The organism is Sorangiineae bacterium MSr12523 (assembly GCA_037157775.1).
In the GTDB taxonomy this organism is placed as follows: domain Bacteria; phylum Myxococcota_A; class Polyangia; order Polyangiales; family Polyangiaceae; genus Pendulispora; species Pendulispora brunnea.
The window spans coordinates 11,898,460-11,913,541 of record CP089982.1 but is presented as its reverse complement, the minus strand read 5'-3'; the positions used below and the strand labels follow the sequence as shown (position 1 = coordinate 11,913,541).

Here is a 15,082-nt window from a genome sequence, read left to right as displayed (position 1 = left end):
GCTGGTCCCTCTCGCTCTGTTGCCTGTGGCTGCTCTTGGCTGCCACAGGCGCACCGAGACGACGTCGGATGCCAATGCGCAGCCCGTTGTTTCGGCACCGTCGGCCGAAGTAGGGAGGGGGAGTGCAGCACCGGTCCCTGGAGGGATGACCGATCGCGTTCTCGCCAATCGGTACGCGTACATTCCGGCGCAGTGTTATACGAAGACGCACGACGGCGCGGGGAAGGCGAAAAACCCGTGTTACGCGTGCCACATTCACTCCGATCCGCCGAACTTCGTCGAAGACGCCGACCTGCAGTTGCAATGGTCCTTTCATCCGCTGGCGGCCAAGAACCATTGGTCGAATCTGTTCGACCCGCCCGTCGCTCGCTCCCCGCGCGAGAGCGACGATGACGTCCTCGCCTATGTCCGCCAACGCAATTACTTCGATGGCGAAGGGAAGATAGCCCTGGCGAAAACCTTGTCGTCACTTCCCAAAGAATGGGACGGCTCGGAAGACGGCAAATGGGATGGCTACATTCCCGATGCGTGGTTCTCTTTCGACGAGCAAGGCTATGACCATCGGCCTGACGGGACGGTCACGGGGTGGCGCGCCTTTGCCTATGCGCCCTTCTTGGGAACCTTCTTTCCAACCAATGGCTCCTTCGACGACGTGCTCGTTCGATTGGATCCCATGCTTCGCGAAAACCGCGAGGGGAACCCGGATTCACGCATTTACGAAATCAATCTTGCCATCGTCTCCGCCCTGGTCGCCCGCGCCGACGTCGCCATCGAGCCCGTCGACGAAGCCACCGTTGGGGCAGACCTGGATCTCGACGGCAAGCTGGGACGTGCCACGCGCGTGACCTTCGACAAGGCCCGCATGCATTGGGTGGGGCGGGCCAGCCAGGAAGAGCAGACCGGCCGATTTCCGATTGTCGCGGGCCTATTCCCATTGGGTACGGAGTTTTTGCACAGCGTCCGCTACCTCGATGTGGGACCCGACGGGGCCGTGCGCATGGCATCGCGCATGAAGGAACTGCGCTATGCCAAAAAGGTGCGTTGGTTCAGTGTCGATGATTTGCGAAAGCATGCAGCGTCGGAAATCGTGGAACAGGCCGAGTCGCCCGATGGGACCTTGCCCGTGCTCTGGCAATTCGATCGCGGCATTTACAACAACCAAGGCTGGCTCTTTCAGGGCTTCATCGAAGCGGCCGATGGCTCGCTGCGTCCGCAATCGTACGAGGAGAGCGTTTATTGCGCCGGTTGCCACGGCGAAATCGGACGAACGACGGACAGCATTTTTTCTTTCCCGCGAAAGCGCGGCTATTACCATTGGACGCAGCACGATCTGCGCGGAATGCCGGAGCCGCGCACGCGGGATGGGCAATACGAATACACGCAGTACCTTCGCGAGAATGGGGCCGGGGACGAGTTTCGCGAAAACCGGGAAGTGATCGAGCGCTTCTTCGACGCGCGCGGCAATTTGCGCCCCAATGAGATTGCGCTTCTTCACAAGGATGTTTCGACGCTGCTTCTTCCCAGTGCAGCGCGCGCGCTCGATTTGAATCGCGCGTACCACGCCATCGTGCGCGAGCAGAGCTTCACCCGCGGGCGCGATGCAGTGCTCGCCCCGAGCAGCCATGTTTACGCGGAAGCACCGCGCGGAGAGAAAACGGGAATCGAGCGCGCGCTAAAGTAAACGAGAGTTAATCTCGGCCATTTTCCATTTCTTTCGAAGTTTCACCCTTTGGTGAACGGTTCGCCACCGAAGTGTCACGGAAAAACGAGTGCGACGTTGGCTAGCGTCCGCGCCATCATGCGAACGCTGCGCTCGATGCTCTCTTTTGGTGGTGCCTCCATGGCGATGGTGGCGATGACACTCGGGGCGTGCGGCTCCGACGATACGATCGTGCCCATGATTTCGGACGCCGGAAAGGATGCGACGGCTGCGGACGCTGCCGGTGATGCGCCGGCACCCGATGCCGGTGCCGACGCGAAGGCCGATGCGGACGCAGGCCGGCCGTCGCTATCCGCGTTGGGGCACGTGGTGGTCATCTATTTGGAGAACCACAGCTTCGACAATCTGTACGGCAGCTACCCCGGTGCGGAAGGATTGTCGGCTTCGCAAACCGGCATTCCTCAAATCGATTCGACGACGAATCAGCCGTATGCGACCTTGCCGCAGACGGACCCGCACATTCCCGACGGCAAGCTGCCGAATCAGCCATTCGACATTACGCCGTACGTGCCGCAAGATCAGAAGACGGTCGACGTGCAACATCGGTTTTATCAGGAGCAAACGCAGATCCATGGCGGCAAGATGGATCTGTTCGTCGATATCAATTCCAGCAAAGGGCTCGCCCTGGGGTATTACCCCACGGCGTCACTGCCCATGGTGCAGTTTGCCCAAAGCATCGCCGGCAACGTGACGGTGTGCGACCATTTCTTTCATGCGGCCTTCGGCGGGTCGTTCTTGAATCATATGTGGCTCATTGCCGCGCGCACGCCGGAGTTTTTCGACGCGCCCGACTTCATGAAGTCGCAATTGGATGCGCAGGGTAATGTCAAACCGGACGCGGACCGGGCGCTCACGCCGGACGGATATGCCGTCAATACGATTTACTCGGTGAACCAGCCGCACCCCACGATCGATGACACCAAAACGCGCTATCTGCCCAATCAGACATTTGTCACGATTGGCGATCAGCTGAGCGACGCGGGTGTGGATTGGGCGTGGTATGCGGGCGGTTGGAACGATGCGCTGGCGGGGACGATCGATCCGAATGCGCAATATCAGTACCACCATCAGCCGTTCATCTACTTTGCAAAGTATGCGGATGGTACCGAGGCGAAGGCCCGGCACCTCAAAGACGAAAGCGAATTCGTGTCGGCGGCCAAGGCGGGGACGTTGCCGCCGGTGTCGTTCGTCAAGCCGGTGGGCATCAACAACGAGCACCCGCAATATGCGACGATGGTGGCGGGGCAGCAGCACACCATCGAGTTGATTCAGGCCATCATGAATGGGCCGGCGTGGAAGGACACGGCCATCGTCGTCACGTACGACGAGAACGGCGGGTTCTGGGACCATGTGGCCCCGCCCAAGCGGGACAAGTGGGGGCCCGGCGTGCGGGTGCCCACGTTGGTGATTTCGCCGTTCGCGAAGCCGGGGATCGACTCGACGTCGTACGACACGACGGCCATCCTCAAGCTGATTGAGAAGCGGTGGGGGCTGCCGTCGCTGAACGATGCCGTGGCGGGGCAGGCGGACCTGTCCGTCAACGCGATGCGGTTTGCACAGTAGCCGCGCCCACGGTGGCGGGAGGGTCGGAAGTGACGGCGGGTAGCGCGGTGCCGGTGGGGACGAGGATCGCGATGCGTCCGGACGCGCCGCCTCCTCCTCCGCTCCCCGTTATGCCTTGGTAGGGTCCCTCGGAGACGTAGTTGCTGTTCTCGCCGACCGTCGGACCGTGCGAACCGGTGCCCCCGGCGCCGCCTGCGCCGCCTGGCCAGGTGGTGGTCGGAAGGAACGCCGTTCCGCCGGTTCCGCCGGTGCCCCCGATGGCGCTCAGGGCCGCGCCGGATCCGAGAACGTGGAGGGCCTCGACGAGGAGCGTGCCCCCGCTTCCGCCGCCGCCACCACCTCCGCCGAGTGCCGGCACGGGATTGCCCGCCCATCCGTCGCCGCCGCGTTCCCCGTTTCCGCCCGCGACGGAGAGCGTCCCCGAGAGATCCAAGTCGTGGCACGCCACGATGTGCAGCGCGCCTCCCGCGCGACCTCCCGCGGCGCCGGTCTGGAGCCCCACGCCACCGACGCCGCCCGCCGCTCCTGTCGCAACGTCCGTGCGGCTCGTGGCATACGCGCCGCCACCTGCAGCGGGCGGATCGCCATCGAGGCCCGGCGCGCCCGGCGTGGCGTGGCCCGCGCCTGCGCCCGACCATGCACGCCCAGGCTCCGGCGCATTGCCCCCCGTCCCCCGCACGTCCCCGCGCCCGCGCCCGTCGATGCGTCCGCTCACCTGAAAGGCGTTCGTGGCGACGATGGCCACCGCGTCGTGGGAGCTCGTGCGGGTGTCGATCGCCAGCGTCCCCGCGATGGCCACATTTGCGAATTTGCGAACGCAAATCGCCGGCAGGTTCGGGCCTTGAGAAACGACGGCATCGCACGCCGCATTCGGATCGAGGGATACGGACGTTCCGCGTGGCACGATCAGATCGCCGGCACCCGCGGTGGTGCAGGTGTCCGGCGGCAGGTTGGAAGGAATCAACGTGACGGACGACGACGCCGAGATGGCGTGTTGCGACGGATTCGGATCGTCGGGCCGCGGTTCATTCGTCGCGGCGTCGATATGGGATGAGCACGCCGTAAGAATCACAAGCAAAGGGAGGCAGTGGAGACGCATCACGGATCACCTTTCTTCGGGATCCTTGGGGGCTCCTGGCTGAATCCGTCACTCCCTCGCTCTCTATCTCGATGTGTACGGAATGTATCGTTTTGGTGATTTGACGCAATGCGGCTTCCCCTGCGTCAAATCGGGCCTTAGATTAATCCACATGACCAAGATGAGTCCGGAAGCACGGTGGCTCAACGAGCAATACGTCGCGAAAATCAACGCCGCGGTCGCGGACGCCGAGTCGACGCGGGTCGATGAACTCGCCGATCTCTACGAAGAGGAACGATGGCGTTCGCGCACGCTGGTCGAGGTCTGGACGCAGCTCATTCAGCTGCGCTTGCGCCGTCGCGCCTCATGAGCGCTCGACCAGCGTGATCTCGAACGAATAATTGTCCGACCGATAAATATGGGCGCCGAACTCCACGGCGCTGCCCGATTCACCATAGGCCGTGCGCTCCATCGTGAGCACGGCCGCACCGCGTTTGATGCCGAGTTGATGCGCCTCCTCCCCGCTGGCCGTGCGCGCGCCGATGCGTTGCGATGCAATGCGAATGTGCACGCCGGTCGAGCGGAGGAGCGCGTAGAGCCCGCGCTCCTCGAGTTCCGCGGTCGTGAATGAAGCAAGGCTCGCCGGGAGCCAATTGCGCAGGATGGCCAGCGGCTCGTCCTGCGCGTAGCGGATGCGCACGAGGCGGACCACGGGGGCGCCGGGTTGCACGCCGAGGTGCACCGCGATGTCGTCGGAGGCCGGCCGCGTCTCGTGCTCGAGAACGCGGGTCGTGGGGTGCTGGTTTCCGCGCGTGAGATCGTCGTGCAGGCTCGTGAGCTCCACGCGGCGCTTCACCTGGCCGTGCACCACCTGCGTGCCGATGCCGCGGCGACGCACGAGCAGCCCCTTGCTGACCAGCTCTTGGATCGCCCGGCGCATGGTCGGGCGGGAGAGGCCGAGCCGATCTGCGAGCTCGATTTCGTTCTCCAGGCGGCTGCCAGGGACGAGCTCGCCCCGCTCGATGGCCTGCTCGATTTGACGCGCCACCTGGAAGTAGAGCGGCACCGGACTACCGCGATCGAGCTCGATATCCACGTTGACTCCTTATACGCGACTGCAACGCACTGCGTAATGCCATTATAACATTACGACGTCCTAACGTTAGTATGTCTTAACAAAGTATTGACTCGGTCGGGGGCGTGGCGGACCATCTCGTGGGCTCTTTGCGGTTTCGGAACGGCGCGAAGGCGCGGCCGTTCGGAGAGGATTTTCACGATGCGGATCGGTCTTGCGGGAGTGGGCAGAATTGGCTCCTTTCATGCGAATACCCTTCGGCAGCTTCCCGAGGTGGAAACCTTGGTGCTGGCCGACGTCGACGCCGCGCGGGCGAAGCAGGTCGCGGCCACGGTGCGCGGTGAAGCACTGGAGCGCCCCGAGGATCTCTTCTCGGGCAGCGCGCGCATCGATGCGCTGGTGATCTGCACCGCGACGGACGCGCATGCGTCGCTCATCGTTCAAGGCGTGGAGGCCGGGATCCCGGTCTTCTGCGAGAAGCCCGTGGCCATCGATGCCGGGCAGACGCGGCAAGTGCTGCAGCGCATTCAGGGCGCGCGCGCGCCGGTGCACATCGGCTTTCAGCGGCGCTTCGACGCGGGATACATGGCCGCCCGCGCGGCCATCCAAGAGGGCAATTTGGGCTGGGTCCACACCTTGCGCGCGTGCACGTTCGACGTGTCGCCACCCCCGGCGAATTACGTCCCCACGTCGGGCGGGCTCTTTCGCGATTGCAGCGTGCACGACTTCGACATTCTGCGCTGGGTCACCGGGCGCGAGGTCGTCGAAGTGTACGCCGTCGGACAAAACCGCGGTGAGTCGTTCTTCCGCGATGCGGGCGACGTGGACACGAACGGCGCGCTCCTGACCATGGACGATGGGGCGATCGCGCTGGTTTCCGCGACGCGTTACAACGCCGGCGGGCACGACGTGCGGCTCGAGGTGCTCGGCTCGAAGGCGAGCATCGCCGTGGGCCTCGACGAACGCACCGCCCTGCGCTCCGTGGAGCCGGGCATCACGTTCCCGACCGGAAAGCCGTACCCGCTGTTCTTGGATCGCTTCCACGATGCGTACGTCCGCGAGCTCGAGGCCTTCGTGGACGTGGTGGCGGGGCGCAGGCAGAGCCCGTGCACCGTGGAGGATGCGCTCTCCTCGCTCCTCATCGCGGAGGCGTGTGAGATCTCGCGGCATCAGCATCGGCCGGTGAAAATGACGGAGGTTACCCAATGATTGCCGATCGCATTGCAGGGGCGCCCATCTCGTGGGGCGTATGTGAGGTTCCGGGTTGGGGCTACCAATTGACGCCCGAGCGCGTGCTCTCCGAGATGCGCGACGTGGGGCTCAAGGCCACGGAGTTCGGGCCCGACGAGTTCCTTCCGAGCGATCCGGCGCAAAAAGCGTCCACACTCGCCTCGTACGGGCTGGCAGCGGTGGGAGGCTTCGTGCCCGCGGTGCTGCACGATCCGGCGCAGGATCCGACGCCGGTGGTGGACCGCGCGCTGGATGGCTTCGTGGCCGCCGGCGCCGGGGTGCTGGTGCTCGCAGCCGTGACCGGACGAGAAGGGTACGACGAGCGACCCACGTTGGACGATCGCGCGTGGAAGAACCTGTTCGACAACGTCGACCGGCTCTCGGCGCGGGCCAAGGCGCGGGGCATCTTGCTGACGTTGCACCCGCACGTCGGCACCGTCGTCGAGCGCGAGGACGAAGTGCGGCGCGTGCTCGAGGGCTCGAGCGTCCCGCTTTGCGTCGACACCGGGCACCTGATGATCGGCGGCACCGATCCGCTCGCCTTGGTGCGCGAGGTGCCGCACCGCATTCGGCACATGCACCTGAAGGACGTCGACGTAGGCTGGGCGAAGCGCGTGCAGCAAGGGGAGGTCTCGTACACCGACGCGGTCCGCCAGGGGATGTACCGCCCGCTGGGGCGCGGCAACGTGGACGTGGCCGGCATCGTGGGCACCTTGGAGCGCGCCGGCTACACGGGGTGGTACGTGATGGAGCAGGACACGATCCTCACCGGCGCGCCGGAAGGAGAAGGACCCGTGGCCGACGTCGTCGCCAGCGTGGCGTACCTGCGGGGACTGGACGGATGATCGACGCGCTCGTTGGCCCGTACGACGTGCTCACGATGGGGCGCGTGGGGGTGGACATTTACCCGCTCGAGGTGGGGAAAAAGCTGGAGGACGTGGAGACCTTCGGCAAGTACCTCGGCGGCAGTGCCACCAACGTGGCCGTCGCGGCAAGCCGGCATGGACGCCGCGCGGCCGTGATCACACGTACGGGCGACGATCCCTTCGGGCGCTTCGTGCATCGCGCCCTCGGCGAGTTCGGCGTCGACGACCGCTTCGTCACCAGCGTGCCCCATCTTCCGACGCCGGTGACGTTCTGCGAGATCTTCCCGCCGGACCATTTTCCCATTTATTTCTACCGCTGGCCCAAGGCGCCGGACCTGGAGATCCACGAGCGCGAGCTCGACTTCGACGCCATTCGCGCGGCGCGCATCTTTTGGGTCACCGGCACCGGGCTTTGTACGGAGCCTTCGCGTTCGGCCACGCTCGCGGCCCTCGAGGCGCGTGGCCGGCGTGGGATCACGGTGCTCGATCTCGATTACCGGCCCATGTTCTGGCCCTCGCGCGAGGAGGCACGGCGCTGGGTGCAGGAGGCGCTGCCGCATGCAACACTCGCCGTGGGCAACTTGGACGAGTGCGACACGGCGGTGGGCGAAAAGGATCCCAAGGCGGCGGCAGCGGCGCTGAGGGCGCGCGGCGTGGATCTGGCCGTGGTCAAACAAGGACCCGACGGCGTGTTGGCGGTGGATGCGGAGAACACGGTGCTCGTGCCGCCGCATCCCGTCGAGGTGGTGAACGGGCTGGGTGCGGGCGATGGCTTCGGCGGCGCTTTGTGTCATGGTCTGCTCGCGGGTTGGCCGCTCGAGCGCGTGCTGCGCTTCGCCAACGTGGCCGGTGCCATCGTGGCGTCGCGCCTCGCATGCTCGAGTGCGATGCCCACCACGGGGGAAGTCGAAACGGAGATGACGCATGGCCATTGACATCGGCGCCCTGCTCGAGACGCGTGCGCGGCATCCGGAGCGCATCGCGGAGTTGGCCGGGGCGCGCAAAAAGCGCCCGCTGCTGGGCGCGAGCGGGCGCCTCTTCATCATTGCCGCGGACCATCCCGCGCGGGGCGCGCTGCGCATCGGCAGCGATCCGCTGGGCATGGGGAATCGGTTCGACTTGCTCGAGCGCCTTTGCACGGCGCTCGCACGGCCCGGCGTGGACGGGGTCATGGCCACCGCGGACGTCCTCGAGGACTTGCTGCTCCTGGGCGCGCTCGAGGAAAAGGTGGTCATCGGATCCATGAACCGCGGGGGGCTCGTGGGTGCGTCGTTCGAATTGGACGACCGATTCACGGGCTACGATGCCGAGACCATCGCGCGCATGGGGTTCGATGGCGGCAAGATGCTCGTGCGCATCGACCGCACCGACCCCGGGAGCGTGCGCACGTTGGAAGCATGCGCCCGCGCCGTCGATGCCCTGGCCGCACGGCAGCGCATGGCCATGGTGGAGCCGTTCATGAGCCATCGCGTCGATGGAAAACTGAAGAACGACTTGTCGACCGAGGCGATGATTCACGCGATTGCGATCAGCTCGGGCCTGGGAAGTAGCTCCGCGTACACCTGGCTCAAGGTACCCGTGGTGGACGACATGGAGCGCGTGATGGCCTCTTCGACCTTGCCGGCGCTGCTCTTGGGCGGCGAGGGAGGCGGCGCCCTCGATGCGGCCTTCGAGCGATGGCACAAAGCGTTGCGTCTGCCGACGGTGCGCGGGCTGGTCGTGGGGCGCACGTTGCTCTATCCATCGAATGGGGACGTGTCGGCCGCCGTCGACACGGCGGCGGGGCTGCTTCCGAAGGAGACGACATGACCGACTTCCACCTGCGCGCCGAGAGCACCCGCGAGGGGCCGTTCTCGCTTTGCGTGACGCCGCAGCGGGCTGGCTGGGAGTGGTCCGCCCTGCGCGCGCTCACCCTCGCGCCAGGCCAGCGTGTGAGCTTCGCGACCGGCGACGAGGAGATGATCGTGCTGCCGCTCACCGGCGCCTGCATCGTCGAGTGCGAAGGCCGTCACCACGAGCTGCACGGCCGGCGTGACGTCTTCACGGAGGTGAGCGACTTCGTCTACGTGCCGCGCGATGCCGAGCTGACCCTGCATTCGAAGGAGGGCGGGCGATTTGCCCTGCCGTCCGCCCGCTGCTCGCGGCGGCTGCCCGTGCGCTATGTCGCCGCGGAATCGGTGCCCGTGGAGCTGCGTGGTGCCGGATCGTGCAGCCGGCAGGTGAACAACTTCGCCACGCCCGGTGTCTTCGAATGCGACAAATTGATCGCGTGCGAGGTGCTCACCCCCGCGGGCAATTGGTCGTCGTACCCGCCGCACAAGCACGATGAGTGCCGCGAGGGGGAGACGCAGTTGGAGGAGATTTACTACTACGAAGTGCGCGGCGGCATGGCCTACCAGCGCGTCTACGGCACCGAGTCGCGTCCCATCGACGTGCTCGCCGAGGTGCGCTCCGGCGACGTGGTGCTGATTCCGCACGGCTGGCACGGTCCCTCGATGGCCGTGCCGGGCTACGATCTGTATTACCTCAATGTGATGGCCGGGCCCGGCGAACGTGCCTGGCGCATCTGCGACGATCCCGCGCACGGGTGGATTCGCAGCACGTGGACCGATCAGCCGATCGATCCGCGCTTGCCGATGGCGCACCCTCGGGTGGCGGCCAACCGGAGGAAAGCATGACGAGGCTGACGGTGGGACAGGCGCTCGTGCGCTTCTTGATCGCGCAGCGCACGGAGCGGGATGGCATCGAGCAACCGCTGTTTGCCGGGTGCTTCGGCATCTTCGGCCACGGCAACGTCGCCGGCATCGGGCAAGCGCTGCTCGAGGCGGAGCTCGAGGGGAACCCCGGCTTCCGCTATTTCCAATCGCGCAACGAGCAGGCGATGGTGCACGCGGCCGTGGGCTATGCGCGCATGAAGAACCGGCTGAGCGCCCTGGCGTGCACCACCTCCATCGGGCCCGGCGCCACCAACATGGTCACCGGTGCGGCACTTGCGACCATCAACCGGATCCCGGTGCTCTTGCTCCCAGGCGACACCTTCGCCACGCGCGTGGCCAACCCGGTGCTGCAAGAGCTCGAGGACATGCGCCACGGCGACGTCTCGGTGAACGACTGCTTCCGCCCCGTCTCGCGCTATTTCGATCGCGTGCACCGCGCGGAGCAGTTGCCCGCGGCGCTGCTTTCGGCCATGCGCGTGCTGACCGATCCCGCGGAGACGGGCGCGGTGACCTTGGCGCTCCCGCAGGACGTGCAGGCGGAGGCCCACGATTGGCCCGAGGAGCTGTTCGCCCCGCGCACTTGGCACGTGGGCCGGCCGGTTCCCGAGCCGGGTGCCCTCGCGCGCGCTCTCGAGTTGCTTCGCTCGGCGCAGCGGCCGCTCATCGTGGCGGGCGGCGGTGTCATCTACTCCGAGGCCACCGAGGCTCTGCGCGCCTTCGTCGAGGCCACCGGGATCCCCGTCGGGGAGACGCAGGCCGGCAAGGGTGCGCTGCCGTACAACCACCCGCAGGCGGTCGGCGCCATCGGTGCGACCGGCACGACGGCTGCGAATGCCCTCGCACGCGAGGCCGATGTGGTGATCGGCATCGGCACGCGCTGGAGCGACTTCACCACGGCCTCCCGCACGATCTTCGCGAACCCCGCCGTCCGGTTCATCAACCTGAACATCGCCGCGTTCGACGCGGCCAAGCACGCGGGCGTCTCGCTCGTGGCCGACGCGCGCGCAGGTGTCCAGGCCCTCGCCGCAGGCCTGGGCGGCTGGCGCGTCGCCTCCTCGTACCGCGAGAAATCGGCACAACTGGCGGCCGCTTGGGATGCAAAGGTCGAGCGTGCTTACAAATACGGGGCGACCCCGCTGCCGGCGCAGTCCGAGGTCATTGGCGCCGTCAACGAGATCTCGCAGCCGCGGGACGTGGTGGTCTGCGCCGCCGGGTCGATGCCGGGCGATCTGCATAAATTGTGGCGTACCCGCGACCCCAAAGGGTATCACGTCGAGTACGGATATTCGTGTATGGGCTATGAAATCGCAGGTGGCTTGGGCGCAAAGATGGCGTGCCCCGATCGCGACGTGTTCGTCCTCGTGGGCGATGGCTCGTACCTCATGATGTCGCAGGAGCTGGTGACCGCCGTGCAGGAGGGCATCAAGCTCATTGTCGTGTTGGTGCAAAATCACGGCTACGCGTCCATCGGCAACCTCTCGCAATCCGTCGGTGCGCAGCGCTTTGGCACGCGCTACCGCTACCGCGCCGCCGGCGGGCGCCTCGACGGCGATTTCCTGCCCGTCGACCTGGCCGCCAACGCAGCGAGCCTCGGTGCGGACGTGAAACGCGTCCGAACCATCGACGAACTGCGCTCGGCCCTCACCGCCGCCCGCATCGCGACGCACACCACCGTCATCCACGTCGAGACGGATCCGATGATCGGCGCGCCAGACGGCGAGGCGTGGTGGGACGTGCCCGTCGCCGAAGTCTCGTCCTTGGAGACGACGCGCGAGGCGCGCAAAGCTTACGATGCGGCCAAGCCCGCACAACGCACTTACATCAAACCGAGTTGACGCCCCTTTTGTGATCCCAGGAGAGGAAATCCCCGATGCTTACGACGAAAACGCTTTTTGCGATGTTTGCGATGGTTCAACTTTCGCTCGTGGGCTGTAGCAAGGAAAGCAGCTCCACGGGATCTGGCTCCGGCGGCACGGCGGCCAGCGCCACGGGCGCAACGGGTACGACCGGCGAGTCCACCCCGGCGAAAGCCACGAAGAACTTGACCTTCGCGCTCGTGTCGCACGCCAACGCGGGCGACAAGTTTTGGGACGTCGTGAAGAACGGCGAGGAGCAGGCGGGCAAGGACCTGGGCGTGAAGGTCACCTACCAGGGTTCCGGCGATCCGCAGAAGCAGGCCCAACTCATCGACGTGGCGGTGAGCCAAAAGGTGGACGGCCTCATCGTGTCGATGGCCAACCCCGAAGCGCTGCGCCCGTCGATTCAAAAGGCGGTGCAGGCGGGCATCCCGGTCATCACCATCAACTCGGGCGCGGAAAAATCCGCGGAGCTCGGGGCGATGACCCACGTCGGGCAGACGGAAAAGGTCGCCGGTGAAGCGGCGGGCGCGCGCCTCGCCAAGAAGGGGCTCAAACACGTGCTCTGCATCATCCACGAGGCGGGCAACGTCGGCCTCGAGGAACGCTGCGCCGGCGCCAAGCGCACGCTCGAAGGTGGAAAGGTCGTGAACCTGCAGGTGTCGGTGAGCGATCTCGCCAGCGCCACATCCACCATCGCGGCGAAGCTCCAGAGCGATCCCTCCATTGACGGTGCGCTCACCTTGAACAATGCGGTGGCTGGCGCGGCCGTGAATGCCATCGCGCAGGCGAATCGGCCGACGGTGGCGTTGGCAACGTTCGACGTCGACGCCACCATTTTGCAAAATATCTCCGCGGGCAAAATCTTCTTTGCCATCGACCAGCAGCCGTACCTCCAAGGTTACCTGCCGGTGACCTTCCTCAATCTGTACCGCATGAATGGCACCACCGTCGGCGGCGGCCAGCCCGTGCTGACCGGGCCCGGCTTCATCGACAAGGCCAATGCGGAGTTGGTTCAGAAATACATCCAGCAGGGAGCTCGCTAGTCGCGATGACCACCACCGCCGCACGAAGGGATGAACGCGTCGTCGACGTCGGGATTGCCCGCCGCCTTCTCGCTCGCCCGGAGCTCGGCGCGATCATCGGTGCCGTCATCATTTTCGTCTTTTTTGCCTCGCAATCGGAGGTGTTCCGCGCGCCCGCGGGCATCGCCAATTGGCTCGACCCTGCGTCGACCTTGGGCATCATGGCCATCGCCGTGGCGCTCTTGATGATCGGCGGCGAGTTCGATCTGTCGTCGGGCGTGATGACCGGCACCGTGGGCCTGACCATTGGCCTGCTCGCGAGCCACTATGGCTGGAACCTCTGGCTAGCCATCTTCGCTGCATTGGTGTTGGCGCTGGGCATCGGCTTTCTCAATGGTTACCTCACCACGCGCACGGGGCTGCCGAGTTTCATCATCACGCTCGGCAGCTTCCTCATGCTCCAGGGGCTCAATCTGGGCGTGACCAAGGCGCTCACCAACACGGTGCTCATCGAGGGCATCGGGCGCACGCAGGGCTACCCCCTCGCGCAGCAGCTCTTCGCCTCGACGGTGAACATCGCGGGGGCGGAGTTCCGCATCACGATCCTCTGGTGGCTCGCGGCCACCGTGGTGGCGACGTACGTGCTTTTGCGGACCCGTCAGGGCAACTGGATCTTCGCCGTCGGCGGCGATGCGCGTTCGGCGCGCAACGTGGGCGTGCCGGCGGCGAAGACGAAGATCGCGCTGTTCATGACCACGTCGGGCGCGGCGTGGCTCGTGGGCACGATGGTGGCGCTGCGCCTCACCACTGTGCAGGCCAACCAGGGCATCGGCGACGAGCTCATTTACATCGTGGCCGCGGTCATCGGCGGGTGCCTCCTCACGGGAGGATTCGGCTCGGCGGTGGGGGCGTCGCTCGGTGCGCTCATCTTCGGCATGACGTCGCAGGGCATCGTGTACGTGGGGTGGGACTCGGATTGGTTCAAATTCTTCCTCGGCGCCATGCTTCTCTTGGCGGTGCTGGCCAACCACGTCGTGCGTCACTACGCCGAACAGGGACGAAAGTAGGAGCGAACCATGAGCGAATCGGCCAAAAGCGCAGCGCTTCTCGAGGTTCGCAACGTCTGCAAATACTTCGGCTCGGTGATTGCGCTGCAGGGCATCTCCACCACGGTGCGCGCGGGCGAAATCACCTGCGTGCTCGGCGACAACGGCGCAGGGAAATCCACGTTCATCAAGATTTTGTCCGGCGTGTACGTGCCCGACGAAGGGGGCCTTTTCGTCGACGGGCAGCCCGTGCGCTTCACCAATCCGCGCGACGCCCGCAAAGCGGGCATCGCCACCGTGTTTCAAGATTTGGCCATGATTCCCATGATGGCCATCTGGCGAAACTTCTTCCTCGGCTCCGAGCCCACGAAGGGGTGGGGGCCCTTCAAGCGGTTCGACGTGGAGATGGCCCGAGAAACCGCACGGCGCGAGCTCAAAGACATGGGCATCGATCTGCGCGATCCCGATCAACCCGTGGGCACGCTCTCGGGCGGCGAGCGGCAGTCGGTGGCCATCGCGCGCGCGGTGTACTTCGGTGCACGGCTTCTCATCTTGGACGAGCCCACGTCGGCCCTCGGTGTCAAGCAGGCGGGCGTGGTGCTACGCTATATTGCCCAGGCGCGAGACAAAGGATTGGGTGTCATTTTCATCACGCACAATCCGCATCACGCGTACCCCATTGGGGATCGATTCCTCGTGTTGAATCGAGGTCAAAGTTTGGGCGACTTCGCCAAAAGCGACATCTCGAGCGAGGAGCTCACGCGGCTGATGGCGGGCGGCGCGGAACTCGATGAACTGGCCCACGAGCTGGCGCGTCCGGGCTTTACAGATGTTAACAATCCGCGGAAAAACGACGACCGAAAGGTCGAACTGGAGCTCGAACGGGTGACGTGATGGGCCCCCGCC

The 15,082-nt window shown here is 65.6% G+C and carries 14 protein-coding genes; 12 read left to right on the top strand and 2 right to left on the bottom strand.

The genetic code is table 11. From position 1 onward, the window contains the following. Positions 1-145: 145 nt before the first annotated feature. Positions 146-1,681: a hypothetical protein gene (locus tag LZC95_46970; GenBank protein ID WXA93981.1), complete on the top strand. Its 1,536-nt coding sequence runs from the start codon at positions 146-148 to the stop codon at positions 1,679-1,681. 117 nt (positions 1,682-1,798) lie between these two features. Next, positions 1,799-3,283, top strand: a complete 1,485-nt coding sequence (acpA, locus tag LZC95_46965; protein ID WXA93980.1) for an acid phosphatase — start codon at positions 1,799-1,801, stop codon at positions 3,281-3,283. On the opposite strand, the gene LZC95_46960 is transcribed toward acpA, so the two are convergent. Continuing rightward, positions 3,258-4,385, bottom strand: coding sequence for a hypothetical protein (locus LZC95_46960; protein ID WXB00364.1), 1,128 nt, complete (start codon positions 4,383-4,385; stop codon positions 3,258-3,260). The two genes, acpA and LZC95_46960, sit on opposite strands and share 26 nt — an antisense overlap. Before the next feature lie 148 nt (positions 4,386-4,533). On the opposite strand from LZC95_46960, the gene LZC95_46955 reads away from it, so the two are divergent. Continuing rightward, on the top strand, positions 4,534-4,731 hold the full coding sequence (locus tag LZC95_46955; protein ID WXA93979.1) for a hypothetical protein: 198 nt from the start codon (positions 4,534-4,536) through the stop codon (positions 4,729-4,731). On the opposite strand, the gene LZC95_46950 is transcribed toward LZC95_46955, so the two are convergent. Further along, on the bottom strand, positions 4,726-5,457 hold the full coding sequence (locus tag LZC95_46950) for a GntR family transcriptional regulator (protein ID WXA93978.1): 732 nt from the start codon (positions 5,455-5,457) through the stop codon (positions 4,726-4,728). The two genes, LZC95_46955 and LZC95_46950, sit on opposite strands and share 6 nt — an antisense overlap. 180 nt (positions 5,458-5,637) lie before the next feature. On the opposite strand from LZC95_46950, the gene LZC95_46945 reads away from it, so the two are divergent. The 9 genes from LZC95_46945 to LZC95_46905 are packed head-to-tail and all read left to right on the top strand — an operon-like array spanning position 5,638 to position 15,070. After that, positions 5,638-6,645, top strand: coding sequence for a Gfo/Idh/MocA family oxidoreductase (locus LZC95_46945; protein ID WXA93977.1), 1,008 nt, complete (start codon positions 5,638-5,640; stop codon positions 6,643-6,645). Next, positions 6,642-7,511, top strand: coding sequence for a sugar phosphate isomerase/epimerase (locus tag LZC95_46940; protein ID WXA93976.1), 870 nt, complete (start codon positions 6,642-6,644; stop codon positions 7,509-7,511). The genes LZC95_46945 and LZC95_46940 overlap by 4 nt, the downstream gene beginning before the upstream one ends. Further along, complete coding sequence (gene iolC / locus LZC95_46935; GenBank protein WXA93975.1) at positions 7,508-8,467, top strand: 5-dehydro-2-deoxygluconokinase; 960 nt, start codon at positions 7,508-7,510, stop codon at positions 8,465-8,467. Before LZC95_46940 ends, iolC begins: the two co-directional genes overlap by 4 nt. Beyond that, positions 8,457-9,341: a deoxyribose-phosphate aldolase gene (locus tag LZC95_46930; protein ID WXA93974.1), complete on the top strand. Its 885-nt coding sequence runs from the start codon at positions 8,457-8,459 to the stop codon at positions 9,339-9,341. Before iolC ends, LZC95_46930 begins: the two co-directional genes overlap by 11 nt. Further along, complete coding sequence (iolB, locus tag LZC95_46925) at positions 9,338-10,210, top strand: 5-deoxy-glucuronate isomerase (protein ID WXA93973.1); 873 nt, start codon at positions 9,338-9,340, stop codon at positions 10,208-10,210. The genes LZC95_46930 and iolB overlap by 4 nt, the downstream gene beginning before the upstream one ends. Next, complete coding sequence (iolD, locus tag LZC95_46920) at positions 10,207-12,084, top strand: 3D-(3,5/4)-trihydroxycyclohexane-1,2-dione acylhydrolase (decyclizing) (protein ID WXA93972.1); 1,878 nt, start codon at positions 10,207-10,209, stop codon at positions 12,082-12,084. Before iolB ends, iolD begins: the two co-directional genes overlap by 4 nt. Positions 12,085-12,119: 35 nt before the next feature. Then, positions 12,120-13,151 carry a sugar ABC transporter substrate-binding protein gene (locus tag LZC95_46915; protein WXA93971.1) on the top strand — a complete coding sequence of 344 codons (1,032 nt, stop codon included), beginning with the start codon at positions 12,120-12,122 and terminating at the stop codon, positions 13,149-13,151. A 5-nt stretch (positions 13,152-13,156) separates the two neighbouring features. Beyond that, the gene (locus LZC95_46910) at positions 13,157-14,197 is read left to right on the top strand and encodes an ABC transporter permease (GenBank protein WXA93970.1); all 1,041 of its coding nucleotides are present in this window, start codon (positions 13,157-13,159) and stop codon (positions 14,195-14,197) included. A 9-nt stretch (positions 14,198-14,206) separates the two neighbouring features. Continuing rightward, a complete protein-coding gene (locus LZC95_46905; GenBank protein ID WXA93969.1) occupies positions 14,207-15,070 on the top strand; it encodes an ATP-binding cassette domain-containing protein in 864 nt (287 codons plus the stop codon). The last annotated feature ends 12 nt before the right edge of the window (positions 15,071-15,082 follow it).

What these genes read in the sequence shown, in the direction of transcription:
- iolC (WXA93975.1), top strand. Translation starts at nt 7,508, where the DNA reads ATGATCGACGCGCTCGTTGGCCCGTACGACGTGCTCACGATGGGGCGC.
- LZC95_46945 (WXA93977.1), top strand. Translation starts at nt 5,638, where the DNA reads ATGCGGATCGGTCTTGCGGGAGTGGGCAGAATTGGCTCCTTTCATGCG.
- acpA (WXA93980.1), top strand. Translation starts at nt 1,799, where the DNA reads ATGCGAACGCTGCGCTCGATGCTCTCTTTTGGTGGTGCCTCCATGGCG.
- iolB (WXA93973.1), top strand. Translation starts at nt 9,338, where the DNA reads ATGACCGACTTCCACCTGCGCGCCGAGAGCACCCGCGAGGGGCCGTTC.
- iolD (WXA93972.1), top strand. Translation starts at nt 10,207, where the DNA reads ATGACGAGGCTGACGGTGGGACAGGCGCTCGTGCGCTTCTTGATCGCG.
- LZC95_46970 (WXA93981.1), top strand. Translation starts at nt 146, where the DNA reads ATGACCGATCGCGTTCTCGCCAATCGGTACGCGTACATTCCGGCGCAG.
- LZC95_46905 (WXA93969.1), top strand. Translation starts at nt 14,207, where the DNA reads ATGAGCGAATCGGCCAAAAGCGCAGCGCTTCTCGAGGTTCGCAACGTC.
- LZC95_46915 (WXA93971.1), top strand. Translation starts at nt 12,120, where the DNA reads ATGCTTACGACGAAAACGCTTTTTGCGATGTTTGCGATGGTTCAACTT.
- LZC95_46955 (WXA93979.1), top strand. Translation starts at nt 4,534, where the DNA reads ATGACCAAGATGAGTCCGGAAGCACGGTGGCTCAACGAGCAATACGTC.
- LZC95_46940 (WXA93976.1), top strand. Translation starts at nt 6,642, where the DNA reads ATGATTGCCGATCGCATTGCAGGGGCGCCCATCTCGTGGGGCGTATGT.
- LZC95_46930 (WXA93974.1), top strand. Translation starts at nt 8,457, where the DNA reads ATGGCCATTGACATCGGCGCCCTGCTCGAGACGCGTGCGCGGCATCCG.
- LZC95_46910 (WXA93970.1), top strand. Translation starts at nt 13,157, where the DNA reads ATGACCACCACCGCCGCACGAAGGGATGAACGCGTCGTCGACGTCGGG.